The sequence below is a fragment of the Mycobacterium sp. NGS56 genome, assembly GCF_059812425.1.
Genome location: NZ_JCALCQ010000001.1, coordinates 59,428 through 86,235, shown reverse-complemented (window position 1 = coordinate 86,235; position 26,808 = coordinate 59,428). Strand labels below are relative to the sequence as shown.

Annotated in this window: 27 protein-coding genes; 18 read left to right on the top strand and 9 right to left on the bottom strand. The window is 64.5% G+C overall.

The annotated features are described in order from the left end of the window. The first annotated feature begins 81 nt into the window (after window positions 1-81). Genes fabG through AC5Y4F_RS00415 form a run of 5 tightly spaced genes read left to right on the top strand, consistent with a single transcriptional unit; the run spans window position 82 to window position 5,170 of the window. A complete protein-coding gene (gene fabG, locus AC5Y4F_RS00435) occupies window positions 82-816 on the top strand; it encodes a 3-oxoacyl-ACP reductase FabG (protein ID WP_067937851.1) in 735 nt (244 codons plus the stop codon). Further along, window positions 813-2,039 (top strand): acetyl-CoA C-acetyltransferase, encoded by a 1,227-nt coding sequence (locus AC5Y4F_RS00430; RefSeq protein ID WP_067937795.1) that lies wholly within the window; start codon window positions 813-815, stop codon window positions 2,037-2,039. The genes fabG and AC5Y4F_RS00430 overlap by 4 nt, the downstream gene beginning before the upstream one ends. Beyond that, window positions 2,036-3,262 (top strand): CoA transferase, encoded by a 1,227-nt coding sequence (locus AC5Y4F_RS00425; RefSeq protein WP_067937793.1) that lies wholly within the window; start codon window positions 2,036-2,038, stop codon window positions 3,260-3,262. Before AC5Y4F_RS00430 ends, AC5Y4F_RS00425 begins: the two co-directional genes overlap by 4 nt. Beyond that, window positions 3,259-4,452, top strand: coding sequence for an acyl-CoA dehydrogenase family protein (locus tag AC5Y4F_RS00420; RefSeq protein ID WP_067937791.1), 1,194 nt, complete (start codon window positions 3,259-3,261; stop codon window positions 4,450-4,452). The genes AC5Y4F_RS00425 and AC5Y4F_RS00420 overlap by 4 nt, the downstream gene beginning before the upstream one ends. A gap of 4 nt (window positions 4,453-4,456) precedes the next feature. Next, window positions 4,457-5,170, top strand: coding sequence for a GntR family transcriptional regulator (locus AC5Y4F_RS00415; protein ID WP_499994507.1), 714 nt, complete (start codon window positions 4,457-4,459; stop codon window positions 5,168-5,170). Here AC5Y4F_RS00415 and AC5Y4F_RS00410 read toward each other — a convergent pair. Further along, window positions 5,167-6,123, bottom strand: coding sequence for a GlxA family transcriptional regulator (locus AC5Y4F_RS00410; RefSeq protein WP_067937787.1), 957 nt, complete (start codon window positions 6,121-6,123; stop codon window positions 5,167-5,169). The genes AC5Y4F_RS00415 and AC5Y4F_RS00410 overlap by 4 nt on opposite strands. Before the next feature lie 76 nt (window positions 6,124-6,199). On the opposite strand from AC5Y4F_RS00410, the gene AC5Y4F_RS00405 reads away from it, so the two are divergent. The 3 genes from AC5Y4F_RS00405 (at window position 6,200) to AC5Y4F_RS00395 (ending at window position 7,604) form a co-directional block, all read left to right on the top strand. Then, window positions 6,200-6,856 carry a DJ-1/PfpI family protein gene (locus AC5Y4F_RS00405; RefSeq protein ID WP_067937784.1) on the top strand — a complete coding sequence of 219 codons (657 nt, stop codon included), beginning with the start codon at window positions 6,200-6,202 and terminating at the stop codon, window positions 6,854-6,856. Between the two features lies 1 nt (window position 6,857). Next, the gene (locus tag AC5Y4F_RS00400; RefSeq protein WP_499994501.1) at window positions 6,858-7,166 is read left to right on the top strand and encodes a hypothetical protein; all 309 of its coding nucleotides are present in this window, start codon (window positions 6,858-6,860) and stop codon (window positions 7,164-7,166) included. Window positions 7,167-7,241: 75 nt separating this feature from the next. Next, window positions 7,242-7,604, top strand: coding sequence for an Rv1352/Rv1906c domain-containing protein (locus tag AC5Y4F_RS00395; RefSeq protein ID WP_499994498.1), 363 nt, complete (start codon window positions 7,242-7,244; stop codon window positions 7,602-7,604). Here the strand turns inward: AC5Y4F_RS00395 and AC5Y4F_RS00390 are convergent. The 6 genes from AC5Y4F_RS00390 to AC5Y4F_RS00365 form a co-directional block, all read right to left on the bottom strand. Next, the gene (locus tag AC5Y4F_RS00390) at window positions 7,601-9,121 is read right to left on the bottom strand and encodes a class I adenylate-forming enzyme family protein (RefSeq protein WP_499994496.1); all 1,521 of its coding nucleotides are present in this window, start codon (window positions 9,119-9,121) and stop codon (window positions 7,601-7,603) included. The two genes, AC5Y4F_RS00395 and AC5Y4F_RS00390, sit on opposite strands and share 4 nt — an antisense overlap. Next, window positions 9,114-10,679, bottom strand: coding sequence for a class I adenylate-forming enzyme family protein (locus AC5Y4F_RS00385; protein WP_067937776.1), 1,566 nt, complete (start codon window positions 10,677-10,679; stop codon window positions 9,114-9,116). Before AC5Y4F_RS00385 ends, AC5Y4F_RS00390 begins: the two co-directional genes overlap by 8 nt. Then, window positions 10,669-12,138, bottom strand: coding sequence for a class I adenylate-forming enzyme family protein (locus tag AC5Y4F_RS00380; protein ID WP_067937773.1), 1,470 nt, complete (start codon window positions 12,136-12,138; stop codon window positions 10,669-10,671). The genes AC5Y4F_RS00385 and AC5Y4F_RS00380 overlap by 11 nt, the downstream gene beginning before the upstream one ends. Continuing rightward, window positions 12,138-12,932 (bottom strand): enoyl-CoA hydratase/isomerase family protein, encoded by a 795-nt coding sequence (locus AC5Y4F_RS00375; protein ID WP_197520646.1) that lies wholly within the window; start codon window positions 12,930-12,932, stop codon window positions 12,138-12,140. The genes AC5Y4F_RS00380 and AC5Y4F_RS00375 overlap by 1 nt, the downstream gene beginning before the upstream one ends. Next, window positions 12,923-13,735, bottom strand: coding sequence for an enoyl-CoA hydratase/isomerase family protein (locus AC5Y4F_RS00370; RefSeq protein ID WP_067937771.1), 813 nt, complete (start codon window positions 13,733-13,735; stop codon window positions 12,923-12,925). Before AC5Y4F_RS00370 ends, AC5Y4F_RS00375 begins: the two co-directional genes overlap by 10 nt. A 113-nt stretch (window positions 13,736-13,848) precedes the next feature. After that, on the bottom strand, window positions 13,849-14,670 hold the full coding sequence (locus AC5Y4F_RS00365; RefSeq protein ID WP_067937770.1) for an enoyl-CoA hydratase/isomerase family protein: 822 nt from the start codon (window positions 14,668-14,670) through the stop codon (window positions 13,849-13,851). Window positions 14,671-14,845: 175 nt separating this feature from the next. Between AC5Y4F_RS00365 and AC5Y4F_RS00360 the strand changes: the two genes are divergently transcribed. Then, window positions 14,846-15,541, top strand: a complete 696-nt coding sequence (locus AC5Y4F_RS00360; RefSeq protein ID WP_067937767.1) for a hotdog family protein — start codon at window positions 14,846-14,848, stop codon at window positions 15,539-15,541. Continuing rightward, window positions 15,538-16,446, top strand: a complete 909-nt coding sequence (locus tag AC5Y4F_RS00355; RefSeq protein WP_067937766.1) for an enoyl-CoA hydratase/isomerase family protein — start codon at window positions 15,538-15,540, stop codon at window positions 16,444-16,446. Before AC5Y4F_RS00360 ends, AC5Y4F_RS00355 begins: the two co-directional genes overlap by 4 nt. Before the next feature lie 19 nt (window positions 16,447-16,465). Here the strand turns inward: AC5Y4F_RS00355 and AC5Y4F_RS00350 are convergent, their stop codons facing one another. Continuing rightward, complete coding sequence (locus AC5Y4F_RS00350; RefSeq protein ID WP_499994489.1) at window positions 16,466-17,266, bottom strand: TetR/AcrR family transcriptional regulator; 801 nt, start codon at window positions 17,264-17,266, stop codon at window positions 16,466-16,468. A 191-nt stretch (window positions 17,267-17,457) separates the two neighbouring features. On the opposite strand from AC5Y4F_RS00350, the gene AC5Y4F_RS00345 reads away from it, so the two are divergent. Next, window positions 17,458-18,255, top strand: coding sequence for an SDR family NAD(P)-dependent oxidoreductase (locus AC5Y4F_RS00345; RefSeq protein WP_067937762.1), 798 nt, complete (start codon window positions 17,458-17,460; stop codon window positions 18,253-18,255). Between the two features lie 43 nt (window positions 18,256-18,298). Further along, on the top strand, window positions 18,299-19,315 hold the full coding sequence (locus tag AC5Y4F_RS00340; protein ID WP_499994486.1) for a dihydrodipicolinate synthase family protein: 1,017 nt from the start codon (window positions 18,299-18,301) through the stop codon (window positions 19,313-19,315). A 61-nt stretch (window positions 19,316-19,376) separates the two neighbouring features. Here the strand turns inward: AC5Y4F_RS00340 and mbp1 are convergent, their stop codons facing one another. After that, window positions 19,377-19,616 (bottom strand): microaggregate-binding protein 1, encoded by a 240-nt coding sequence (mbp1, locus tag AC5Y4F_RS00335; RefSeq protein WP_067937758.1) that lies wholly within the window; start codon window positions 19,614-19,616, stop codon window positions 19,377-19,379. A gap of 353 nt (window positions 19,617-19,969) precedes the next feature. Here mbp1 and AC5Y4F_RS00330 point away from each other — a divergent pair, with 353 nt between their 5' ends. From AC5Y4F_RS00330 to AC5Y4F_RS00305, 6 genes are read left to right on the top strand one after another with little or no spacing between them, the layout of a single operon-like run. Beyond that, window positions 19,970-20,815, top strand: a complete 846-nt coding sequence (locus AC5Y4F_RS00330) for an enoyl-CoA hydratase (RefSeq protein ID WP_499994484.1) — start codon at window positions 19,970-19,972, stop codon at window positions 20,813-20,815. Between the two features lie 33 nt (window positions 20,816-20,848). Beyond that, window positions 20,849-22,051 carry an amidohydrolase family protein gene (locus tag AC5Y4F_RS00325; protein WP_499994480.1) on the top strand — a complete coding sequence of 401 codons (1,203 nt, stop codon included), beginning with the start codon at window positions 20,849-20,851 and terminating at the stop codon, window positions 22,049-22,051. A 31-nt stretch (window positions 22,052-22,082) separates the two neighbouring features. Further along, window positions 22,083-23,708, top strand: coding sequence for an acyl-CoA synthetase (locus AC5Y4F_RS00320; protein WP_067937753.1), 1,626 nt, complete (start codon window positions 22,083-22,085; stop codon window positions 23,706-23,708). Further along, window positions 23,705-24,535, top strand: coding sequence for an amidohydrolase family protein (locus AC5Y4F_RS00315; RefSeq protein ID WP_067937847.1), 831 nt, complete (start codon window positions 23,705-23,707; stop codon window positions 24,533-24,535). The genes AC5Y4F_RS00320 and AC5Y4F_RS00315 overlap by 4 nt, the downstream gene beginning before the upstream one ends. 2 nt (window positions 24,536-24,537) lie before the next feature. After that, window positions 24,538-25,584, top strand: coding sequence for an acyl-CoA dehydrogenase family protein (locus AC5Y4F_RS00310; protein ID WP_499994478.1), 1,047 nt, complete (start codon window positions 24,538-24,540; stop codon window positions 25,582-25,584). Beyond that, window positions 25,585-26,778, top strand: a complete 1,194-nt coding sequence (locus tag AC5Y4F_RS00305) for an acyl-CoA dehydrogenase family protein (RefSeq protein ID WP_499994476.1) — start codon at window positions 25,585-25,587, stop codon at window positions 26,776-26,778. Window positions 26,779-26,808 lie beyond the last annotated feature (30 nt).

Genomic DNA, 26,808 nt, shown 5'->3' with positions numbered 1-26,808 from the left:
GGATCCTATATCAAATATGATATTGCCTTTAGGGCGCCCGACCGAGGCGATGACAGTGAAGGAAGTGTGATCCAGGTGGCGATGTTGTCAGGTCAGACCGCGGTTATCACAGGTGGAGCGCAAGGGCTGGGTCTGGCCATCGCGGAGCGTTTCGTCGCCGAAGGTGCGCGAGTCGTGCTTGGCGACGTCAACCTCGAGGAAACCCAAGTGGCGGCCAAGCAGTTGGGTGGCGATGACGTCGCGGTCGCGGTGCGATGCGATGTCACCCAGTCGTCCGACGTGGAAAACCTGATCCAAACCGCGGTCGAGCGCTTCGGCGGCCTGGACATCATGGTCAACAACGCCGGGATCACCCGGGACGCGACGATGCGCAAGATGACCGAGGAGCAATTCGATCAGGTGATCAACGTGCATCTGAAGGGAACCTGGAACGGCACTCGGCTGGCCGCCGCCGTCATGCGCGAAAACAAGCGAGGCGCCATCGTCAACATGTCCTCGGTGTCCGGCAAGGTCGGCATGATCGGCCAGACCAACTACTCGGCGGCCAAGGCGGGCATCGTCGGCATGACCAAGGCGGCCGCCAAAGAACTGGCCTACCTGGGTGTCCGGGTGAACGCGATTGCTCCCGGTTTGATCCGCTCCGCTATGACGGAGGCCATGCCGCAGCGCGTTTGGGATTCCAAGGTCGCCGAGGTGCCGCTGGGCCGGGCCGGTGAGCCCAGCGAGGTCGCCAGCGTGGCGCTGTTCCTGGCCTCCGACCTGTCGTCATACATGACCGGTACCGTTCTGGAAATCACCGGCGGCCGCCACCTATGAGCGCAAATCGTCAGGCCGTAATCTGCGAACCCGTTCGCACGCCGATCGGCCGCTACGGCGGAATGTTCAAGGCGTGCAGCGCCGTCGACCTCGGCGTCACCGCGCTGAAAGGGCTGCTCGAGCGAACCGGGCTGGCGCCCGACGCGGTGCAGGACGTGATCCTCGGGCACTGCTATCCCAACAGCGACGCGCCGGCAATCGGACGCGTGGTGGCGCTGGATTCCGGTCTGCCGGTGACGGTTCCGGGCATGCAGGTCGACCGTCGTTGCGGCTCGGGCCTGCAGGCGGTTCTCCAAGCGTGCCTGCAGGTAGGTGCGGGTGACCATGACCTCGTCGTCGCCGGGGGCTGCGAGAGCATGAGCAACGTGGCCTTCTACTCCACCGACATGCGCTGGGGCGGAGCCCGCACCGGTGTACAGGTGCACGACGGGCTGGCCCGCGGGCGCACGACAGCCGGCGGCCGCAATTACCCGGTACCCGGCGGCATGCTGGAAACGGCCGAGAATCTGCGCCGCCAGTACGGCATTTCACGCCAGGAGCAAGACGAACTCGCGGTGCGATCCCACCAGCGTGCCGTGGCCGCCAAGAAAGACGGCATCCTGGATGCGGAGATCATCCCGGTCGCCGTCCGCACCCGCAGCGGCGAGGAACTCATCGACACCGACGAACATCCGCGCGCCGACACGTCGGTCGAGTCGCTGGGCAAGCTCAAACCTGTGCTGTTGAAGGATGATCCGGAGGCGACAGTGACGGCCGGCAATGCCAGCGGGCAGAACGATGCGGCGTCGATGTGCGTGGTAACCACCCCGGAGAAGGCCGATGAGTACGGCCTTCGGCCGTTGGTGCGTCTGGTGTCGTGGGGCGTGGCGGGTGTCGCTCCCAATGTCATGGGCATCGGCCCGGTGCCTGCGACCGAGGTAGCGCTGGCGAAGGCAGGCTTGCGGCTGTCCGACATCGACCTGATCGAGCTCAACGAAGCCTTTGCGGCGCAAGCGCTTGCCGTGATGCGGGAATGGAAGTTCGGTCCCGCCGATCACGAGCGGACCAATGTGCACGGTTCGGGGATCTCGCTGGGCCACCCGGTGGGCGCGACGGGCGGACGGATGCTGGCGACCTTGGCGCGCGAGCTCCATCGCCGCGAGGCGCGCTACGGCCTGGAGACCATGTGCATCGGCGGCGGCCAGGGCCTGGCCGCCGTCTTCGAGCGGGTCGTCTGCGGATGATCGATTCGGCGTTGCCGCTGCGCGGCCTGACCGTCGTCGAGGTATCGAGCTTCGTAGCCGCGCCACTGTGCGGCATGACGCTGAGTCAGCTTGGCGCAGAGGTCATCCGGGTCGACCCCATCGGTGGCGCATCCGATGTGCAGCGGTGGCCACTGGCGTCGGACGGTACCTCGATCTACTGGACCGGCCTGAACAAAGGAAAGCGTTCGGTCACCATCGATCTGAGGTCTCCGGAGGGCCATGAACTGGTCCAGCGACTGATCATCGAGGGTGACGGCATCGTTGTGACCAACGCCGCGGGCTTGACCTGGCTCAGCCACGAAGTTCTGGCGGCCGAACGCCCCGACGTGATTCACGTTCAGTTACTCGGGCGCGGTGACGGTTCCACCGGCGTGGACTACACGGTCAACGCCGGCCTCGGCTATCCGCTCGTCACCGGTCCGACAGATCATGGCGGTGCGATCAATCACGTGCTTCCGGCCTGGGACGTATGCTGCGGACTGTACGCCGCGTTGACGGTCGTTGCCGCCGTCCGCCGGCGCGACCAGTCCGGGGCGGGGGCGCGGATCAGCCTGGCGTTGGAGGACGTCGCCCTGGCCACCGCGGCCAACCTGGGGTTGCTCACCGAGCCGCAAGTCAATGGGACACAACGCGAACGGTTGGGTAACGCGATATACGGCCAGTACGGGCAGGACTTCGTCAGTAGCGACGGGGCCAGGTTCATGGTGGTTACGTTGACCGGTCGGCATTTTCGCGACCTGCTTGCGGTGACGGGCACCGACAGGGCGGTGTCGGCGCTCGCCAAGGCGCTGGGCGCCGACTTCGGGTCCGAAGGCGATCGCTACCGCTACCGTGATGTGCTGTCGAGTTTGTTCGCCACCTGGTTCAGCGATCACACCGCCGACGAGATCACCACCGCGCTGTCCGGCACCACGGTGCTGTTCGAGCGGTACCGCACCTTCGCCGAGGTTGCCGCGGGACCGAAAGTCACTGACAATCCAATGTTCTCGCGATTGCGGCAACCGGGCCTCGGCGACTACTTCGCGCCGGGCCTGCCGGCCGCTTTCAACGGCATACATCCGGTCAGCGCCCCCGCCCCCGCCCTGGGGCAGGACACGGCAGACGTCCTCGCGCGGTTGGGGTTGAGCGCCGTCGACGTCGAGCGTCTGGCGAACGCCAAAACCATCGCGTGCGCAGCAGCGGGAAGGGAACACAGCACATGACCAAACTCGCCCAGACCCTCGGATTGACCGAGCTGCAGACCGAGATCATCGCCACCGTAAGAAAATTCGTTGAGAAGGAGGTCATTCCCCACGCGGCCGAGCTGGAACGGGCCGATACCTACCCGCAGGCGATCGTCGACCAGATGCGGGAGATGGGCCTGTTCGGGCTGATGATTCCCCAGGAGTATGGCGGACTGGGGGAGTCACTGCTGACCTATGCGCTATGCGTCGAGGAGCTGGCACGCGGCTGGATGAGCGTTTCGGGCGTGCTCAATACCCACTTCATCGTGGCGTACATGCTGCGCCAGCACGGCACCGACGAGCAGAAGCAGCGGTTCCTGCCGCGCATGGCGGCCGGTGAGACTCGGGGCGCCTTCTCGATGTCGGAGCCCGAGCTGGGTTCCGACGTGGCCGCGATCCGCACGCGGGCTCGGCGCAATGACGACGGCACCTACACCATCGACGGCCAGAAGATGTGGCTGACCAACGGTGCCACCTCGACTCTGGTGGCGGTGCTGGTGCGCACCGACGAGGGCTCGGACAAACCACACCGCAACCTCACCGCGTTCCTCGTGGAGAAGCCGGTTGGGTTCGGCGAAGTTGTTCCAGGCCTGCGCATTCCGGGAAAGATCGAGAAGCTGGGCTATAAGGGCATCGAAACCACGGAGATGATTTTCGACGGCTACCGGGCCGGCGCCGGCGACGTGCTCGGCGGCACCACCGGCCAAGGCTTCTTCCAGATGATGGATGGCATCGAGGTCGGCCGGGTCAACGTGTCGGCGCGTGCCTGCGGCGTCGGGATTCGTGCCTTCGAGCTCGCGGTGCGATACGCGCAACAACGCGAGACCTTCGGCAAGCCGATTGCCGAGCACCAGGCCATCGCGTTCCAGCTCGCCGAGATGGCGACCAAAGTCGAAGCCGCACACCTGATGATGGTCAACGCGGCACGTTTGAAGGATTCGGGGGAGCGCAATGACGTCGCGGCCGGGATGGCGAAATACCTGTGCAGCGAGTATTGCACCGAGGTCACGCAGCAGAGCTTCCGAATCCACGGCGGCTACGGCTATTCCAAGGAATACGAAATCGAACGGCTGATGCGCGACGCGCCGTTCCTGCTGATCGGTGAGGGCACCAGCGAGATCCAGAAAAACATCATCAGTAAGCGGCTGCTCGCCGAGTATCAGGTGTAGACAGATGAGCGTTCCGGAATTCGCTGCGCGGCCTCAACTTTCCGAGGACGTCGCGCGGATCATCCGTGGCCGGATCTTCGACGGAGCATACGCCGCCGGGTCCTACGTCCGGCTGGATCAACTGGCCGCGGAGCTCGGTATCAGTGTCACACCGGTGCGCGAGGCGCTGTTAGCGCTGTGCGCCGAGGGCCTGATCAACCAGCAGCCACGCCGTGGCTTTGTGGTGCTCCCGGTTACCAGGCGCGACGTCACCGATGTGGCGAATGTGCAGGCGCACGTCGGCGGTGAGTTGGCCGCGCGGGCGGCGCTGAACGTCACCGATGAGCAACTGCACGAGCTCAAGGAAATCCAGGCCCAACTCGAGGACGCCTACGCCGGCGATGCACACGAGCGCACCGTGCGGCTGAATCACGAATTTCATCGCGCCATCAATGTCGCGGCCGATTCGCCCAAGCTCGCTCAGCTGATGTCGCAGATCACCCGTTATGCGCCCGAATCGGTGTTTCCCGCCATCGAGGGCTGGCCCGAGCAGTCGATGCAGGACCATCGGCGGATCCTGTCCGCGCTGAAGAAGCACGACGACAAGCTCGCTCGCGCGGCGATGTCGAAACACCTTGCCGCCGGTGCGGTACCGCTGATCGATCACCTCGTCGCACGCGGCGTGGTGGCCGATGCCGGCGGTCCGACGTCTGCACCGGATCGCAGCGACCAGGTTTAGGCGCCGCCGTCGGCACCCCGGTCGCGAAACGTGTGTCGATAACTCTGCGGCGATACCCCGGCGAGTCGGCGAAACTGCTCGCGAAAATTCGTCGCCGATGCGAAACCTACTTTCCGCGAGATGTTTTCCACGCTGTCATCGGTCCTCTCCAAGAGCTGCTGTGCATGTCTGATCCGGACGTGATTCACCCATTGCATGGGGGTCTGACCGGTCTCGCTCTTGAACCGGCGATTGATCGTCCGCTCGCTGCTGGACGCCCGGCGCGCGATGTCACGCAGCGTCAGTGGCAGGTGCGCGTGGTTCTCGATCCAGACCAGCAAGCCATCCAGTTCGGTGTTGGACATGCGGCGATTGCGGATGATGAATTGCGCCTGGCCGCCGCTGCGGTGTAGCGGGGTGACCGCCAGTCGGGCGGCGTCGGCGGCTACGGCCGAACCGTAGTCGCGGGCGACCATGTGCAGACAGAGATCTAGTCCCGCGGATGCCCCTGCCGAAGTGAGAACCTGACCTTCATCGACGTAAAGCGCATCGGTATCGAGCTGGACCTTCGGAAAGGTCGCCGAGAACAATTCCGCGGCCAACCAGTGTGTGGTCGCGCGTTTCCCGTCAAGGATGCCCGCGGCGGCCATCGTGAAAGCGCCGCTACAGATGGAGGCGATTCGAACGCCGTTCTCGTGGGCAGACTTCAGCGCGGCGATGACGTCGTCGCGCACCGGCGCCGCGGCATCGTTGCGGCCCGGCACGACGATGGTGTCGGCGGTGGCGAGTTCGTCCAAGCCATAGTCGGTCGCGATCCCGATCGGCCCGGCCGCAACAATGGGTTCGCAGCCGCACACACGAACTCGGTAGCCCGGCGCCCCGCCGTCGAGCCGAACACGGCCGAACACCTCGATCGCAATGGCGAGGTCGAACGCGATGGCATCGGGCTCGGCCAGAATCGCGATCGCATGCATGGCTTGGCAATATACCGGCGCAAAGTGGCAATCTAGCCACTGGCCCCCAGCGCGGCGACCGGTAACCATTGGCCGGGTGCATGCGCAGATCGTGTTGTACGACGGGTTCGATCCGTTCGACGTCATCGCTCCGTTCGAAGTTCTCGCCGCCGGCGCCGATATGGTGGCCGGAGATCTCGCGGTGACCTTGGTAGCGGCTGAGGGTCCACGCCGTGTGATGAGCGGTACGCGTGGTCTCGCGCTGACCGCCACCGCCGTTCTGGACCCGGGCGACAGGGGGTGCGTCATCGTGCCCGGTGCCAGCGGGCCGACCGTGGGTGACCCCGACGAGGGTGTCGAGACCATTCCGGTCTTGTTGGCCCGAGCGACGCAGACCAAGCTGACCCCACTGCTGCACAGAGCATTTGCCAATCCGGACACGACGGTCGCCGCGGTGTGTGGCGGTTCCGTGGTAATCGCGATGTCGGGGCTGATCGAAGGGCGCCACGCGGTGACGCACCATTTGGGCTTGGAGTTGCTCGAGGCCGCCGGTGTGCATCCGGTAGCGGCCCGCGTCGTCGACGATGGAGACCTGGTCACGGCCGGCGGCGTGACGTCCGGACTTGACCTGGGCCTGCATCTGCTCGATCGCTTCTACGGTCCTCGGATCGCGCACGCCGTCGAGCAACTCTTCGAATATGAGCGGCGGGGCACGGTGTGGCGGCCCGTGGGCCGGGAGCCAGTGGAGGTATAGGTTGAGCATCGAAGGCGACTGGGACGTGACGATCAAAACCCCGATCGGCACCTTGCCGGTGCTGTATGCATTCACGCAGCTTTGCGACGGGATCGTCGGAACGGCGACGTATCGAGAAGAAACTGTTGCGTTGCAGGACTTTACGAGCGAGCCGGTCGATGGTGGGACTCGGCTCACCTGGCGTCAATCGGTGACCAGGCCGATCCGCCTGCACCTCACGTTCGACGTTCTGGTCAAAGGTGATGCGCTGAGTGGACACTCGCGCGCGGGCCGGTTACCACGTTCGGCGGTATCCGGGACCCGTCGGTAGCCACTCCATCTCTTGTCGCACAGTGCGCTTGGGCATACGCTGCCCTCAGGGTGGGCGACAGTTTGGAGAAAGGCAATGCCGCCGGCACTTCGCATATCGGCCGTCTTCGTTGTGACCCTGACGGCGATCGCCCTTGCGCCGACGGTCGCCGCCGAGCCGGTCGACCCGATCCCCGGAAATGGTGTGTTTGTGGTCGGTCCCGATATCGCGCCGGGTCTCTACCGAACGGCGGGTTCGGCCTCTACGTTCGGGGTGTGGATCAACAATGTGCCGACCCAGGACTCAATGTGCGCGTGGTTCACCTACAGCACGCCCGATGCGAACAAGGACCATGTGGTCCAAACGAATATGTCCGTCGGTCCGATGTTCGCGAACATCAACACAACGATCAAGGCCTTCGAGTCGCAGAACTGTCAGCCCTGGACGCGAGTTCCCTAAGTCTGGTCTGACAGCATCTCGCGCAGTCGACGGACGTCGACCTTGCCGGTGCCGCCGCGCGGAACCTGCTCGTCGGAGTCCAGCAGTAGCCATACCGTCGGGACCTTGAAGGCGCTCAGCAGAGTTCGCGCGGAGCCGCGTAGCTGCTCGACGGTCAGCGCAGCGCACACCACCGCCGCGCCCACCCGATTACCCCCGGCTCCGGGAACATTGGTGACAAAGGCGGTGTCGACGCCGTCGATTGCGCGCAGGGCGCTCTCGACCTCGCTGGGGTAGACGGTCGCGCCGCTGACTTTGAACATGTCGTCGGATCTCCCGTGGTAGAACAGAAATCCATCATCGTCGAGGTAACCGAGGTCACCGGTGGGGTAAAAGCCGTCGGCGGTGAAGATTTCCTCGCGGGTGCGCCCGCAGATGCCGCGCAGTGTGTGCGGTCCGCGAATCTGGATCATCCCGGTGACGCCCGCGGCGAGGGGGGCGCCGCTGTCGGTGTCGACGATGCGGACCTCCATGCCGGGAAAAGGCTTCCCGCAGCTGCCCCAGGCCGAAGCGGGCATGTCGGTGTCGGCGGCGTATCCGCAGTACGGGCCGAAGGCCTCGGTCATGCCGAATAACGTGGCACGCGCGCCCGGTTGGGCGCGCTGCCCGGGTGGTAACAGGGCCTGCAGGCTCCCCGGCTGAAGAGCCGACAGGTCAGCGCCGACCTCGCTGGCGTGCCGTGCCAACCTCTCCGCTTGGTCCGGCCAGCCCCGAAACAGCGTGACCCGTATGTCTTCCAGCAGTCTCAGGGTTGTTTCCGGCCGCGGTATTTCTTCGGTCGCCAGGGTGGCGCCGGCCAGCAGGGCGGACAGTATTCCGCTGCCGAAACCGCCCACCCAGAAGAAGGGCATCGGAAGATACAGGCGGGTGTCAGGCGTGATGCGGCGAGCCGCTAGGCCCGACTGCACGGCGCCCAATGCGCTGCCGTGCGAGTGGATTACCCCCTTGGGGGATCCGCTGGTGCCCGAGGTGAACATGATCACCAGGGGGTCGGCGGGCGTGACCGTCGCTGTCATGGGGTCGACGATGTTGCGGGCGTGCACGCTCGCGCAGGCGTTTTCGAGCAGGTCGACCGACCAAACCGCCCGTAACGCTGGAAAGTCGGTTTGCCGGATCGTCTTGAGGTCGTCGAGGTAGCGGTGACCGCGGAATTCGTCGACGCTGATAAGGAATTGCACCGAGGCCGCGCGTAGCTGCGCGGCCAGCTCTGCGGGCGTCAGCAGGGTGCTGAGCGGGACCAGCACCGCACCGATACGGGTCACGGCGACGGCGACCTGCACCCAGCGGACGCTATTGGGCATGATGAGCCCTACCCGGGTGCCTTTGCCCACACCGGCTTCGATAAAGGTGGCTGCCAAATCACGTGTGGTCGAGTTGATTTCGCGGTAGGTGATCCGGATGGCGGGATCGATCACCATCGGCGTGTCGCCATCGTGGTCGGCCCGTAACCGCACCAACCGGTCGATGGTGCTAGCCATCGAAGAGTTCTCTGAGTCGGCGCACGTCGACCTTGCCGCTGGACAGCAGCGGAACCTCGTCACCGCGTAGGGCGAGGAATCGCTTGGGGATCTTGTACGCGGATAATTCTGCTTTGAGGAGTGCAACCAGTGCGGCTTCGTCGAAAGGCGCGGCGCCGTCCGCCCGGACAACCACCGCGGCGACGGCCTGCCCACGCCGCGCATCGGGAATGCCGATCACATAAGCCGGCGCTCCGTCGGTGACCTTGCTGATGGCCTTCTCCACCTCGGCCGCCGAAACATTGGCGCCCGCCGTTTTGATCATCGCGCTGCGCCGGCCGACGAAATAGACGAACCCGTCGACGTCGACGCGCACCAAGTCGCCGCTGTGGAACCATCCGTCGGCATCGAAGCACTCTTCGCGGCTGCGCTTGTGATAGCGCTGCATCAGGTAGGGCCCGCGAATACACAGCTCGCCGACCTCGCCGACCGGTTTGACCGCGGCGGTGTCGGGATCGACGACCTTGGTCTCAAACCCCGGTGCCGGCCGGCCGAACGAGCCGCGCCGGTGCACGGGCTGGTCGGATTCGTCATCGCCGATCAGCACGATGCTGCCGGCCTCGGTCATTCCCAGCATGTTGTGTCGCAGTTCCGGGTCGGCCGGGCGGGCCTCGGGAGCCATGATCGGGTACAGGTTGCCGCGCCGCATCGACGACAGGTCGCGCCGGGGGAAGCTCGGGTGATCGGCCAGGTGGGCGATGCTGGCCACGAATCCGTTGGTCATGGTTGGCTTTTCGGCTTCCAGCAGGTCGAGCGTCGTCTCCGCATCGGTGGCGTTGGAGCACACCAAGGTCGATCCGGCCGCCAAAGTTGCGAGCAGGCCGAATGCGAGCCCACCGATCCAGAAGAACGGCGAATTGCAGAACAGCCTGTCGTCGGCCGTCAGGCCCCGAATCCGATTGAGATTCTGCTGATGCGCCAGCAGGGCACCGTGGGTGTGCACCACTCCCTTTGGCGCGCTGGTGGAACCCGACGTGTACACGATCGTCAGCGGATCGCATTCTGCGACGTCATCCTCGAGCGCCGTCAGCAGCGCGCGGTCGACGGTGTTCGCCAGTCCGAAGACGGTCTCATGAGTGACCGCGACGTGGCGCAGTTGCGGCGTTGCGGCACAGAACAATCGAGAACCGAGATCGGCTTGCGAAAGAATCTCCGATAGCCGTTGCACGTAATCGTGAGAGCGAAAAGATCTGGCGGTCAACAGGATTTCCACGTCGCCGTCGACCAGTTGCTCGCGCAGCTCGCTGGCGGTGACAAAGGTGGAGAACGGAATCACCACCGCACCGATTCGCGCCGCCGCCAGCATCCCGACGACGAACTCGGGTCCGTTCGGGTAGAGCAACCCCACGTGGGTTCCCTTGCCGGCACCGAGGGCAATCAGACCGCGGGCGAGTTCCGCCGAGCGGCGATCGGCCTGGGCGTAGCTGATGCGGTCACGGTCGCAGACGAGAAGAGGGTGGGTTTCACGCGAGCGGGCTTGGCGCCGCAGGATCTCGGCGACGGTGAAATCAGCTGGCATGGTCGTGCTGCGGTGCGGTCTTTTCGAAGTAGCGCCGGATCTCGCGCAGGTCGGCTTTACCCGAAGGCGTGCGCGGGATGGTGTCGACGATCGCGATTGCGGTGGGTATCTCGTAGCGTGCCAGCCGCTCTCGCAGGTACTCCACCAGCACCTCGGCGTCGGAGCAGTCCCGCTCGCGTAGCTCAACCATGGCGACCGGCGTCTCGCCGAGCCGCTCGTCCGGTCGGGCTATCACGGCCGCACCGGCCACGGCGGGGTGGCTTTCCAGTGCGGCGCGAACGTCGTCGGGCATCACCTTGAAACCGCCACGGATGATCGCCTGGTCGGCGCGCCCGACGATCCAGAGAAACCCATCGGCGTCGATCCGCGCCATGTCCGTCGTCCGCATCCATTGGGCGGAGGGCCCCAACTGGCCCGGTTTGACCTCGAGCAGCCCGACTTCATCCGGGCCCAAGGGGGTTCCGTCCCCGGCGACCACCCTGAGCTGAGCGCCAGGATTCGCCCGACCGACGCTGCCCCGTTTCGTCTTCCAGTACCGCTGATGGTCGGGGAGCGTCCACCCGGCCACGCCACCTCCGAATTCGGTTGCCGCATAGGAGGTAAGCACGGGGATGCCGTACTTCTCGGTGAAGCTATCGGCGTCTTCGGCCGACAGCGGCGCCGTGCCGCAGGTGACGGCCTTCAGGCTTTCCAGGTCGGCGCGCGGAACATCGGAGTGCAATACGGTGCGCAGGGCGGCCGGTACCAGCGAAGCCGCGCGGGGTCGATGCTTGCGCACCGCGTCGGCCCATGCGTTCAGTTCGAAACGTTCCAGCAGCACGAACGGTCGTGCCTCGGCGATGCATTGCAGCACCCGGAAAACCCCGCCGATATGGACCAGCGGTGAGTTCACGATCGCGATGCCGCGGCGCAGGTCTTCAGGCGACGCCGCATGCTCGAAATCCGGCCCCATCACGCTGCGCGCCAGCACGTCGTAGCCCAGATCGATTCGCTTGGGCGGGCCGGTCGTGCCGCTGGTCAACATGCGCACCGCGACACCGGAGAGCGGGCCTGCGCCATTGGTGGGTGACCCGGATGGCTCGGGCTCGTCCAACACCCCCGAGATCGGGACCGTCGGTGTGCCCGCGGGGACCAGCTTCGTCAGATCGTCCCGCTCACCAGCGATCACGGAAACTTGCAGCCCCGCGATGTCGGACTTGGTGCGCGCATCACCGCGAGACGGGTTGATGACGACGACGGTTCCACCGCCCAGCAGCACGCCCAGAAACGCTGCCACGTGCCCAGGCCGGTTGCGCAACAGCATCCCGACTTCGGATCCCGAGGTGATGGCCGCGATGCGTTGCGCCGACGCGGCGACCTGAGACCACGAGACCCATTGCCCGCCATACTCGATGGCATGCGAGTCGGGCTGGAGGCCGAGCACGTCGGCGATGCGTCGAACCAGTGGGTGACGCGACATCAGCGAATCTTCGGTTTGCGCGCCGGGGTTTGGGAATCGTTCTGAGCGGCCAGCTCGGCGGTGCCCAGCGGGTTTCCCAGCCGGGTGTAGATCAGGCCCTGGTCCAGCGCGGCGCGGTACGGCTTGTCCAGTGATTCCCAAATCGCCTTCACCGTGCCCGCGGTCGCGGTCGGCGGCTTGGCGGCGATGGTCGCCGCAATCTCGTGGGCACGGTCCCAGAGCTGGTCGGCGGCGACGATCTCGGAGACCAATCCGATCCGCAGGGCGGTGTCGGCGCTGACGCGTTCGTCGTTGCCCATCAGTGCGATACGCAGGGTCTCGCCCAGGCCGATGCGTCGTATCAGGCCGATCGGCTCCAATGCGCAGACCAGGCCCGCCGACACATGCGAGTCGAAGAAGGTAGCGTTTTTGGAGCAGATCACCACGTCGGACTCGTTGATGAAGTAAAACGCGCCGGCGGTGCACATGCCCTGGACCGCGCAGACCACGGGTTTCCACATCTTCTGCCACTTGGGACTCAGGGCTTCGCCGGGATCATCGTGGTTCCAGATGTTTTCGGGCTGCCCGTATGGCGTGTTGATATCCAGGCCGGCGCTGAACGCCCGGTCTCCGGCGGCACGCAACACCACGGCATGAACCGACTGGTCGAGTTTGACCGTTTTCCACGCGCGTGCCATCTCCTCGCACATGGTCCGGTTGAAAGCGTTGAGCTGATCAGGGCGATTCAGCGTAATGGTGGCGACATGGTCTTGCGCGTCCACCTCGAGCAAAATGGTTTCGAAAGTCATCGGCATTGCCAATTCGGTTTGCGCTTCTCGACGAACGCCTTTGGACCTTCCTGCGCGTCCTCGGTGCGCAGCACCCGCTCGCGGAAGGTTTCGGCGAGTATCTCCGCCTCGTGCAGCGGCACGTTCAGGCCCTTGAGAATCGCCTGCCGGGTGCCCCGGACGGCCAGCGGTGCATTGGAGTTGACGACGCCGGCGATCTCGTGGGCCCGCTCCAGTAAGCGGTCATGCTCGACGATCTCGCTGATCAACCCGAGTTCGTAGGCGCGTTGTGCGCTCATCCGCTCGTGCTTGCCCATCAAGGCCATGCGCAGCGCGATCGAGCGGGGCAACACCCGAGACACTCGCACCAATTCGCGCCCTGCCACCAGTCCGATGCTGACATGCGGATCAAAAAAGCTCGCCTGCTCGGAAGCGATCACGATGTCAGTCGTGGTAACCCAATCCATGCCTGCGCCACAGCAGATTCCGTTCACGGCGGTCAACACCGGCTTGGCCGTGGTGCGAAACGGAGGCGTACCCTCCTGCGGCGCCTCCCATTGGTCGTATGTCGATAGGTACGGCCGCTCGTAGATGACCTTGCCGTCTTCCGGAATCTCTTTGACATCGGCGCCGGTGCAAAAGGCGCGGCCGGTGCCGGTGACGATGGTGAGCCAGACGTTGTCATCGTTTTCGGCCTCGTCGTAGGCGACCCGCAGCTCGGTGATCATGTGCGGGCTGAGCGCATTGAGGGCGTCCGGCCGGTTCAGGGTGATAGTCGCGGTGTGCCCGTCGACTTCGTACTTGATCGTGTCGAACGAATCAGTGGGCATCGATCATCCCTTCGTCTGGCGCCGGGGCCAACCCACGAGCGTGGGGCTTCTGGACGCATTCGAGGCAAATCCCATTTGCAGACCCCAGCGCCCTTGAGTTGTCACCTCTTTGGTCAGCGTCCACGAAATTCCGGGTCCCGTCGCTGCCGGAAGGCCTCCAGGCCCTCCTTGAAATCGCTTGTTCGGCAGGATAATTCCAAGTTGAACAGCTCCTGGGTCAACGATTGGCTCAGCGTTGCATGCTGACCGAACCCCAGGGCCTGCTTGGCCAGGCCGATTGCGGCCGTCGGTCCGGAGGCCAGCCGGCCCACCAACTCCTCTGCGGTGTGGTCGAGGTCCGAGCCGCTTACCGTTTGGTGAATCAATCCCCAGTCGGCCGCATCAGGCGCGCTCACCTTCTCACCAAGCAGCAACATGCGCCTGGCCCGCACCAGGCCGACCATGCGCGCCAGCAGCCAGGTGGATCCCGAGTCGGGGCTGAATCCACGGCCGATGAAGGGTTCCCAGAAGACCGCATCGTCGGCGGCCACGGTGAAGTCCGCGGCCAGCGCGAGATTGCAGCCGAGTCCCACCGCCCAGCCTCGCACGCTGCACACCACCGGCAGCTGGATGGTTGCGACGAGCTCGATGACCCGGTGCGCGGCGTGGGGGACCCGGCGCACCAGATCCCCGCTGCGCGGACGCTGCCCACCGGGGTCGTTGGCGGCCACCCAGTCGGAGCCGGCACAGAAGTCGTCGCCCGCCCCGCGGATGTGTACGGCTCGCAGCGAATCGTCGGCGGCGGCCTTCGTGAGCGTTTCGACCAACGTGCCGATCATCAACCGTGTCAACGAGTTACGCCGAGATGCGCGATCGAGCGTCACCAGTAACACCGCACCGTCGCGGTGCACTGTTACCGAACCCTCGGCACCGGCCGTGTCGGCCCCCTGACTCACCGTCGAATCCGGCCTTTCTCCGCCGATACGGTTACCCATACAGTAGGCAATACGATTGATACGCTGTATAAGTTAGCAAGGATACGCTGCCTGCGGAACAACTCAGGTGAAAGAGAGAACCATTGGCCGCGCCGGCGACGATGCAGAGCGGCAGCGATGAGGAGGAGTGGCGTCGATGACAATGGCGGAGGGGCATGCCACGCCGACGTCGACGAGCAACGGCGACGCGAAGTTCGGTGAGGCGCCGCTTGCCCAGACCGTGGCCGCAGCTGCCGCCCTGCGGCGCCTGAGCTCGTTGCTGATATCCCTCGAGCATCCGCACCCCACGGTGGACGCCATGCTGCAAAAATTCGCCGAGTGGGAAAGCGAACTGGCGAGCGCGGCGCCGACGGACAATGCGCCCCGTATCGGCGAATTGCCCGACGACCACCGGCGCGTCTACCTCAACCACGCAACCGACATCGGCGTTTACAACCCGTGCTTTCCCGAATACCGGTTCGAGCGACTCGATGCCGAGAATGCAACGGGCACTGTTGAGTTCCCCCTGGTCTACGAGGGACCGCCAGGACTGGTACACGGTGGATTCCTGGGCGTCTTCTTTGACTGCGTCATTCAGCACCACAACTGCGTCACCGGGCTTTCCGGCAAAACGCGGTCCCTGGTGGTGACCTTCCGCCGGCCGACGCCGGTGCTGACCGAGCTGCGATTCGACATCACCCGGTCTGAGGACGAACGCGGCATCACGTCGACCGGTCGGCTGTTGCTCGACGACGAAGTCCTGTGTACCGGCGAGGTCAACACGTTGGCGTCACGGCCGGAAAAGCTCGCCGGAACGCGATTCGGCAGGCGCCGAAAGGAGTCCGACAGATGACCGCCTCGAGCACCTCAGACGATCGCGTGCTCTTCGACATCGATCCCGATCGGCGCATTGCGACCATCACGCTGAACAACCCCAAGCAGAAAAACTCCTACGATGCCGCGATGCGTGAGGCCATCGCCCGCTGTCTGGACCAGGTGGCCGAAGACGACGACCTGACGGTGGTGCTACTGCGTGGTGCCGAGGGCGTCTTTTCCACCGGGGCCGACATGAACAATGCGTACGGCTGGTACGGCTCTTCGGCACCGCCCGGCCAGACGGACGCAGAAGAGCGGGCAGACAAACGTCGCCCGAGCCAGCGCCGACGACTGACCGTGGACCGCAGGTCTTTTGGCTTCTACCACAATTTCATGGGCTTCCCGAAGGTAACGGTGGGCGAGATCGCCGGCTACGCTCTCGGGGGCGGTTTCGAGATGGCGTTGATGACCGACATCTCGGTGATCGCGCGTGACACGAAGATCGGCATGCCGGCAACCCGTTTCCTGGGCCCCGCGCTCGGTAGCCTGCACATGTTCTTTCACCGGCTCGGGCCGGTGCTGGCGCGGCGCCTGCTGCTGACCGGGGACATCATCGAGGCGGCTGAGATCGAACACCTCGGAATCTTCACCGACACCTGCGCGCCCGCCGCGGTGACGGCCAGAGCGCGATACTGGGCCGAGAAGGCGGCGAAGATGCCCGCCGACGGAGTCGTCATCGCCAAGGAGGCGTTCCGGCTTGTCGAGCAAAGCCAGGCTTATCAGGGCGAAGAGGTCGCCAGTTACCTTTTCCACGCCTTCGGCACCAACCTGCATTTCGGCCCTGGCGAATTCAACTTCGTCAAAACCCGTGCGCAGCACGGCGCACGAGAGGCGTTTCGGTTACGCGACGAGCACTTCCACGTCCCCGAACCCGAAGGCTGACAGAGAGTTTCGGGCGGAATCAGCGAGTCGCTGCCGCCTTGGTTCGGCCCCGACTGGTGGCCGTCTTGGGCGGCTTGCGCTGCCGTGCCGGCGCGGCCTTGCCGCGTTTCTCGTCGATCAGCCGGCCGGCGTGATCGAGAATGCAGGTGAGCCCATACTCGAAATTGGTTTCATCGGGCGCGCCGATGCGGTGACCTATCCGAGTCACCTGAGCGAGGAGCGGGGTCTTTTCCGGGTCGATGGAGACGGCGTCTTCGATGGCCCGAGGCCCGACGTCCGACGATTGATTCTTTTCGTAGAGCCGTTGCAGTACCACCGATCCGCGCACGTGAACCGAAACCGCCGAATAGGTGTCGAACGCATCCTCCGGTGACAGGCCGGCCTCCACCAGATTGGCCACCGCCTTTTCCATCTCCTGGGCACCCATCCGCGCCGCCTTAGGAGAAAGCGCCGCCCGAATCAGAATCAGGTCGCACAGAATTGGGTTGCCCATGAAGGTCTTACGCATCGATCGCGCGTGGTTGCGCAAAGTCTCGCGCCAGTCGCTGGCCTCGACGTAGGGAGTAGCGAAGACGTACTTGCTCAGGGCGCGGTCGGTCATCGCGTTGAGCAGGTCGTCTTTCTTGCGGAAGTACCAGTAAATGCTCGTCACACCGACGCCGAGATGTTTGCCGAGCAGCGGCATGCTCAGGTTGTCGATCGACACCTGCTCGGCGAGTTCGAATGCGCCGCTGATGATGTCATCGGGATTGATGGACCCGCGTTCGCGTCGCTGGCGTTTGTCGGCGGTTGCCTGTTTTGCCACTACGGGCACCTCCATCAAATTCTGATCCGTGCATGCGGTCTGGCAGCCGTGCTGCCGGTACAGTTGAATTTACCGGCACTTCTCTTCTGACCTGCGTATACGCCTTCGTGTCGCATTCTTCCTCTGCTACTGTAATACCTATCGTAGGCTTTTTGGTAAATCGGCTGGACGGGCGAAATGACCAGACTAGAGCTACGGACTAAGCAATGGATCGAGGACCGGCGAATGCCACCGCCGTGGTAGTCGGTGGTAGTCGAGGTATGAGTTTGGCGACGGCACGCTGCTTGGCCGAGGAGGGCGCCCGGGTGGCGGTTATCGGCCGCAGCCGCGAGGCACTCGATGCCGCGGTGACCGATCTCACGCGACGTGGTAGCCCCGACGCGATCGGATTGACGGCCGACATCGGGGACGACGGAGCGGTCAACAGTGCTTTCAACGAACTCGCCGAGCGTTGGGACGGCGAACTCAACCCTCTGGTCATCACGGTGGGGCCGGGCGCGGCGGGCACGTTCGAAGATCTGACCGATGACCAGTGGCGCCAGTCCGTCGAAGACGGCGTACTGCGAATGGTGCGGTGCGTGCGTGCCGCGCTCCCGCTGCGGCGCAAGGCACACTGGGCCCGGATCGTCAACTTTTCGGCGCACTCGACTCAGCGGCAAAGCATCATGCTGCCCGCCTACACAGCCGCAAAATCGATGCTGGCCAGCGTTTCGAAGAACCTGTCACTGCTGCTGGCCAAAGACGAGATCCTGGTCAACGTGGTGTCACCGGGCAGCATTGCGTCCGAATCGCTGGTCGGCTGGGCGAAGTCGGTGGGGGTCGACGGCGACGACCCCTACGCCCTGATGGAGGCCATCGCCAAGCATTTCGGTCATCCCGCACACATGCCGCGTGCGGGCCTGCCGGACGAAATCGGCCCGGTCGCAGCGTTCCTGGCCTCTCGGCGCAACTCCTACATGACCGGGGCCAACATCAACGTCGATGGTGGTTCAGACTTCACCTGACGACGGATCGAAGAAATCGACTGGCAGACAAAAGGAGTCGACTGTGGCTACGGCAGCGGAGGCGCGCGCGTGGGCGCCCGGAGCATTGCGGGGGATAGGTGACTCCCTCTACACCCCGTTCTGCGGCACCGACGGCGATGATATCGACTGGGACGCCTATCGGATGCTGGTGCGCTACTGCGTCGGTGATCTCGCCCATCCGATGTTGTGGTGCACCAGCGGGATCGCCGAATTCTGGTCTCTAACACTCGACGAGCGCAAACGTCTGTTGGAGGTGGCCGTCGAGGAAGCGCGCGGCATCAATCCCGATGTGGTTGTGCAGGCGTGCACGGTGGCCACTTCGGCGAAGGACTGCGTGGATTTGACGTTGCATGCCCAGGAGGTTGGCGCTGACATCGTCTACATTCAAACGCCGATGATGGAGACGCACGGCGGCGACGGCGTACTGCGCTTCTTCAAATACGTGGCGAGGCGTACGAACATCGCCTTGGGCATGTTCAATTCGCCGTCGTCGGGTTACGTGCTGACGCCGGCCGAAAGTGCCCGGATTTACAACGAGGTTCCGGCGGTTTGTGCCACCAAGGAGGGCGCCTTCCGGCCTGCGAGCAGCCGGATGCTGCATGAACTGGCGCCCGGTCTTGTGGTGTGGGAATGCGACAAGACGGTTTACCGGGCCGGCTGGCTGCGCGACGGGATAGTCTGTGCGGCGCAATTGGGCACCGCCGGTTATCTTTTCGAAACACCCACCCGGCGATTGTTTTCCGAATACTGGGATCTGGTTCAGAGCGGCAGACTCATCGAGGCCATGGACTACGGCCGCGAGTCCGGCATGGACCAGTTCGACTTGGACGTCGGATCATGGTGGACGTGCTACCCGGGGCGAGCTGATTACTTCACCCACTGGGGCGGCGCATTCAAATACGCCGCGTCGCTGCTGGGCCTGCCAATCGGCGGGTACCCGCATTCCCGTCCCCCGCAGGCCGAACTTCCCGCCGAGGCAAAGACGCAGATCGAAACCGCTTATCAGCGCCTGGGCCTACTCGAAACCGTGTTGCGGTAACAGGGATTAGGCAGCGAAGGGGCCCGGTCAGTGACCGGGCCCGCTCGCCTAGCCGGGACCTTTAGTTCTGCTCGGCCCGCTCGCGCTGCTCGTAGGCCTTGGCCTTACCGCGGGCTTTCTCAGCGGCGGCTTCTTTCTTCCCGGCGTTGCGCTGGGCTTCCGCCTTGTCCTGCTGAGCCTTGCCCTCGTCCACCAGGCTGTCGTTGCCGATGATGATCCCGATGACCTGCTTGGTCTTACCCAGGGCATCATCGACGATGCCGCGAACCAGTTCGATCGGGCCACTCTTGACGTCAACCATTACGACTACCTCCCATTGTTGGCTGGCTCTTTGGGGGTTTCCCGATCGCGGGTCCGTTGCAAACGTGGCGCGACCGTGTCACACACCACAGAATTTAAGTCTTGCCATGTCGTCGACCGTTTGTGCGGCGAAAATCCGTGCCGAGGTTCGGTGTTTCGCCGGGTTACCACCGCGTCAAAATCGTGGTCCGCCGCGATGTCGATCTGTGCGCCGTTGCACCGGCTTCCCCCGCACGAAATCGCAGTTGAGTTGGGGTTTCACACCCAAATGGCGGCGGTTGTGGAATGCAGTACCGATAGATATACAGTATGGGTACAAACTCACCTGTTGGTTCGGCTATGAGGGGATGTCCGATGAGCGCCGCCGACCCTGTGCTCACCGACGAGGCGGTGCTGTATGAGACCACTGAAACCGGTGTTGCGATTCTGACGTTCAATCGTCCGGATCGCCTCAACGCCTGGGGCCCCGACATGGCCGCGGGGTTCTATACCGCGATTGATCGCGCCGAGCAGGACCCCTTTATCCGGGCCGTCGTGTTGACCGGGCGGGGCCGGGGGTTTTGTGCGGGCGCATATTTGGGCGCACCGAGTTGGGCGCCCACCTACGGCGAGAAGCTCGAAGAGGCAGGCCGGTCGAACCTGGCGGACCTGGTCGGGGAGCGCCCGCCTCATTTTCTGACGACACTGCGCAAGCCCGTCATCGCGGCCGTCAACGGTGCTTGTGTCGGCATCGGGTTGACCCAGGCGTTGATGTGCGACGTCCGGTTCGCCGCCGCCGGAGCGAAGTTCGCCGCCGTGTTCGCCCGCCGCGGCCTGATCGCGGAGTTCGGAATTTCGTGGATACTTCCGCGGCTGACCAGTTGGGGCGTCGCTCTGGATCTGTTGCTCAGCGGGCGGACGTTCCTCGCCGAGGAGGCGGCCGAGATGGGCCTGGTGAAAGAGGTTGTCGCTCCGGAAAGTCTGATGAAGCGCGCCCTGGACTACGCCGAGGACATCGCCGCGCATTGCTCTCCGGCGTCGATGGCGGTGATCAAGAGGCAGGTATATGGTGACGCGACTCGCGACGTCGCAGAGGCCAATGCGCTCGCGGAGATTTTGCTGCATGAGGCCATGCCGCGCCCCGACGTCATCGAGGGCATCACAAGTTTTCTCGAGAAGCGGCCCCCGCAATTCCCATCGCTCGACTCGACCGACGCTTAGTGTTCGTGTCGGTAACTGGCGGAAAGGACGATCATGGCTGGCTTGGGTTACCGGGCGATCGACGTTGACAACCACTACTACGAACCGCTGGACTCGTTTACCCGCCACCTGGACAAGAGGTTCAAACGGCGCGGCGTCCAGATGCTCAACGAGGGCAAGCGGACGTGGGCCGTCATCGGGGACCGCGTCAACCACTTCATCCCCAATCCCACCTTCGACCCGATCATCGTCCCGGGTTGTCTCGACCTGTTGTTCCGCGGTGAGATTCCAGACGGCGTAGACCCGGCATCGCTGATGAAGGTCGAACGGTTGGCGGACCATCCCGAGTACCAGAACCGCGATGCCCGGATCACGGTGATGGATACCCAGGACATCGAGACGGTGTTCATGCTGCCGACCTTCGGATGCGGGGTCGAGGAGGCGCTCAAACACGACATCGAGGCGACCATCGCGTCGGTGCACGCGTTCAATCTGTGGCTCGACGAGGACTGGGGCTTCGACCGGCCCGATCACCGAATCATTGCCGCGCCGATCATTTCGCTGGCCGACCCGGCCAAGGCCGTCGAGGAGGTCGAGTTCGTGTTGGCGCGCGGCGCCAAGCTGGTGCTGGTGCGCCCGGCGCCGGTGCCGGGCCTGGTCAAGCCGCGGTCGCTGGGCGATCGCAGCCACGACCCGGTGTGGGCCCGGCTGGCCGAGGCGGGGGTGCCGGTGGGGTTCCACCTCTCCGACAGCGGTTATTTGCACATCGCGGCGGCCTGGGGCGGCAAGGCGACGTTCGAGGGCTTCGGGGCCAAGGATCCGCTGGATCAGGTGCTCCTCGACGACCGGGCCATCCACGACACGATGGCCTCGATGATCGTGCACGGGGTGTTCACCCGTCATCCGAAACTCAAGGCCGTCAGCATTGAGAACGGCTCGTACTTTGTGCACCGGCTGATCAAGCGCCTGAAGAAGGCGGCGAACACCCAGCCCCAATATTTCCCCGAAGACCCGGTGCAACAGCTGCGCAACAACGTGTGGATCGCCCCCTACTACGAGGACGACCTTCCGGAGCTCGCCGAGGCCATCGGCGTCGACAAGATTCTGTTCGGTTCCGACTGGCCGCACGGCGAAGGCCTCGAGACGCCGGTGTCGTTTGCCGACGAGCTGAAAGGCTTCAGCGACTCCGATATTCGAAAGATCATGCGGGACAACGCGCTAGACCTTCTCGGTGTCCAAGTCGGCTCGGCTGCCTGATCGAGATGACTACCCAAGGCCGGCTACATCCGTGAGCGAATGGACCATAGGGGCGGTTCTTGACGAAATCGCCGCCGTTATCCCCGACCGGACGATGACGGTCTGCGGCAGCCGCCGCAGCACCTTTCGCGAATCGGCGGAGCGCACGCGCCGACTGGCGAACTTTCTGGCGGGCAACGGATTAGGAGCGTATCGGGAACGCGCCAACCTGCAGAACTGGGAATGCGGACAGGACCGGGTGGCGCTGGTCATGCACAACGATCTGTACCCAGACATGGTCGTCGGCTGCCTCAAAGCCCGGACCGTCCCGGTGAACATCAACTATTACTACACGCCACGCGAGGTCGGCGAGCTGCTCGACTACGTGAAACCCCGAGCGGTCATCTATCACCGCGGGCTGGGCGCAAAATTCGCCGACGTGCTCACCGATGCCGGCGTTGACCTGTTGCTGTCGGTGGACGACGCGAGCAACGACCGGGAACCGGCCGGTGCGATTTCGCTGGACGACGCACTGGCGCAGGGGAATACCGACCATACCGTGACGGCGTCCCCGGACGATCTGCTGATGATCTGCACCGGCGGCACGACCGGCCGGCCCAAGGGTGTGCTGTGGCGACAGTCCGACATCTACGTGTCGTCGATGGTGGGGGCCGACCATGCCTGTGCCCAGGAGATCCACGACAAGGTGCGTGGTGACGCCGGTGCCCCATGGTTCGCCGTCTCGCCTCTGATGCACGCGGCCGGCATGTGGACAGCATTCGCGGCGATCATGGCGGGTACCCCCGTGGTGCTTTATGACACCTCCAAAAAACTTGATCCGCACGTAGTCTGGGAGACGGCCGAGCGCGAGAAGGTCGGGATGATGACCATGGTCGGGGATGCCTACGCCGCGCCGCTGGTGGCGCAGTTGCAGGGTGGTTCCTACGACTTGTCGGCGCTGTATGCGATCGGCACCGGCGGTGCCGCGACGAATCCGAAGTATCAGCAAGCCCTGTTGGAACTGCTACCCCATATCACGCTCATCAACGGTTATGGCTCGTCGGAGACGGGAAACATGGGCTTCGGCCACAGCAGGATCGGCACGCAAGCCGACACCTTCACGCTGCGCGAGGGTGGACTGGTTCTTTCCGAGGACTACAGTCACTTCCTTTCCCCCGGTGAATCGGAGGTGGGCTGGGCCGCCAGGCAAGGGCGAATACCGTTGGGGTACTTCAACGATCCCGATGCCACCTGTCAAACGTTTCCCGTCATCGACGGCAAGCGGGTGGTGATATCCGGTGACCGTGCCGGCTTGGAACCCGACGGATCCTTGCGGCTTCTCGGCCGTGACTCGCTGGTGGTAAATACCGGCGGCGAAAAGGTTTTCGTCGAGGAAGTCGAAGAGGTGCTGCGCGGCCACCCGGCGATCGCCGACGCCCTGGTGGTCGGTCGCCCCAGCGAGCGCTGGGGCGAAGAGCTCGTCGCCCTCGTCGAGCTCCGCGATGGAGCCGACGCGGCCGCCGCGGAGCTGCTCACGCTCTGCACGTCGCGACTGGCACGGTTCAAGGCGCCCAAGGAGTTCCTCGTCGTCGAGCAGGTTCGGCGCTTGGGCAATGGTAAGGCCGATTACCGTTGGGCGAAACGTCACGCGACAGCGAAAGCACCGATGCCGACATGAAAGTTATCGATTGCCTGATCAACGTGCACTTCGGCGAGACGGAGCAGCAGCCCGCCTGGATGCTCAAGGTGCGTGACGACTACTTCAAGGGGCCGGAGTCGATGTTCTCACCGGTCGGGTTGTCAAAGCTGCTCGAGGAGATGGACGCCCAGGGCGTGCGCAAGGCGATCCTGATGGACAACCTGGCCAAGCCGTCAGTGACCGCGCGCAAGTTCGTCGAGGAGAAGCCCGACCGCTTTGCGCTGGCGATGGGCGGGGTCAGCCTGTTGCGGCCGATGCCGTCCCTGCGGGAACTTTCGTCCATCGTCAACGATCTGCCCGTTGCCTATGCCGCCGTCGGCCCGAGCTTTTGGGGTGACGGCCTGTACCCGCCCAGCGACGCCGTCTACTACCCGCTGTACACCAAGTGCGCCGAGCTCGAGCTGCCGCTGTGTATCAACACCGGCATTCCCGGGCCCCCCATTCCCGGGGAGGTACAGAACCCGATTCACCTAGACCGGGTCTGCGTGCGATTCCCCGAACTGAAGTTGTGCATGATGCACGGTGCCGACCCGTGGTGGGACATCGCGATCAGGTTGTTGATCAAATACTCGAATCTGCGGTTGATGACGTCGGCCTGGTCACCAAAGCGGTTGCCGGACAGCCTGTTGCACTACATGCGGACTCGCGGACAAAACAAGGTGATCTTCGCTTCGGATTGGCCGGTGCTGAAAATGCACCGCGTCGTTCCCGAAGCGGCCGCGCTGGACCTGCCCGACGCCGTGCTGGACAACTATCTCTACAACAATGCCCAAGAATTCTTCTTCGGTGGCCAGAAGGAAGGCTGAGGATGGACCGCTATGAACTACGTAGGCTCGACTACAGCCTGACGTCGGACCACGAGGCGTTGCAGGCCGCCTACCGCGATTTCTTCAAGACACATTGCTCGATCGAAACCGTGCGCGCCGCGGAGGAAACCGGCTTCGACAAAAACCTGTGGGAGCGGTTGTGCGCCATGGGCGCCACGACCATGGCGGTCCCGGAATCCGCGGGCGGCGACGGCGCGACGATCGTCGATATGACCTTGGTGGCCGAGGAGATCGGCCGGGTGCTGGCGCCGGTACCGTGGATCGACCAGGTCTGTACCGCACGGCTGCTCGCGCGCCTCGGTGCCGTCGAGCCTGACGTCGTGCATGGTAAGCGGCTCGCCGCATTCGAGCCGCAGCAGGACAACGCGTCCGGCGCTCGGCTGCTGCCCACCGGATCGATCGCTGACCAGATCATCGTGCGCGATGGTGACGACGTCGTGGCGCTGACGTTCGGCACCCGCCCGACCAAGGTGGACAACATCGGCCGGTTGCCGATGGCCTGGGTGGATCCGGCGACCGCTGACACCCGCACCATACTGGCCAGCGGATCGGATGCGTTGGCGGAATATCAACGAGCGCTGGATGAATGGCGGGTGCTGAGTGCGGCCGCGTTGGTGGGCCTGGTGGAGGAGACCATGACCATCGCGGCGGAGTTCGCCAAAACGCGCTACACACTGGGGGTTCCGATCTCGACGCTGCAGGGCATCTCTCATCCGCTGGCCAACATCGCGATCACCGTGCAGGGCGGCCGCAACCTGGCGCGGCGCGCGGCCTGGTTCCTGGACAACGAGCCGCACGAGCGACCGGAGCTGGCGCCCTCGGCGTTCGTGTTCATGGCGGAGGAGGCGGCCAAGGCCGCGACGATGGCGGTGCATATTCAAGGTGGACTTGGGGTTTCGTCGGAGGCCGCCGCCACGGCGTATCTGGTGCGTGCCCGTGGTTGGGCGCTGGCCGGTGGAGATCCGGGCGCCAGCGCCAAGTACATCGGTGAGCTGGTCGCAGCGCGCGAAAGTGGAGAGGGCGCCTAAGTGGATTTCTCACGAGTCATGCTGTCCGACGACGATCAGCGCTTCCTCGACGAAGCGCGTGAGTTCCTGCGAACCCACGTGACAGAAGGGGTCAGGCGCCGGGACCGGGAAACGGGCGACAACTTCGACGAAGGAGTGCACCTGGCGTTCGGTGCCGCCGGTTACCTTGAGCGCGAATGGAAGCCGGAGGCTGACGGTGGCTTCAGCCGGCTGCGTCGCCGCATCTGGGAGCTGGAAAAGCGACGCGCACATGTGCCCTGGGTGACCTGGGGTACCACCGCCATGGTGGCCCGGTCGGTCGCGAAGTTCGGCTCTGCCGCATTGCAGGACGAAGTGCTACCAGGTGTCTTCAGCGGGCACGTACGGCTATGCCTGGGCTACACCGAACCAGAAGGCGGTTCCGACATCGCCACCTGCAAGACCCGTGCGGTGCGTGACGGCAACAGCTGGATTATCAATGGCTCCAAGATGTTCACCACCGGTGCGCACAACTGCCAATACGTTTTCCTCATCACCAATACCGATCCGGACGCGCAGAAGCACAAGAGCCTGACCATGTTCCTGGTTCCGTTGAACTCTCCGGGCATCGAGATTCAGGGCATTCGCACCGTCGACGGCGACCGCACCAACATCGTCTACTACAGCGACGTGCGCGTCGACGACAAGTACCGCCTGGGCGACGTGAACGCGGGATGGACGGTGTTGCGTGAACCCCTCAACACCGAGCACGGAGCCGTTGCGGCCGCCCCGGACGGGCTGCAGGATGTGTCGATCATGATGCACCAGGCCGGTTTCATGGCCGACGCCCTGGACAAGGCCGCAGCAAAGGTCGGCGAGCGGGATCCGAACGGGCACAGGCTCATCGATGATTCATCGGTGGCATATCGCTTGGGGCGCAGCGCCGCGCGGATGGAAGCGTCATTGAGCGCGCCCAGCATTTTCGGCCGCGTCGCCCTGGCGCAGACGATGCGTGACATCTCCCCGGACCTGATGGACATCCTGGGCACCGCGTCGGTGCTGCCGCAGGGCACGGACGGCGCGGCCGACAACGGGGCCGCGGAGTACGTGTATCGATTCGCCCCGCTGGTCGGGATCTACGGCGGGACCTTGGAGGTGTTCCGCAACATGATCGCGCAATACGTGCTGGGCCTGGGCAAGCCGGCGTACGCGCCGCTCGCGCGAAAAGCCTCCTAGCTTGCGCCGAACGTGATTTGACGGCGGCTG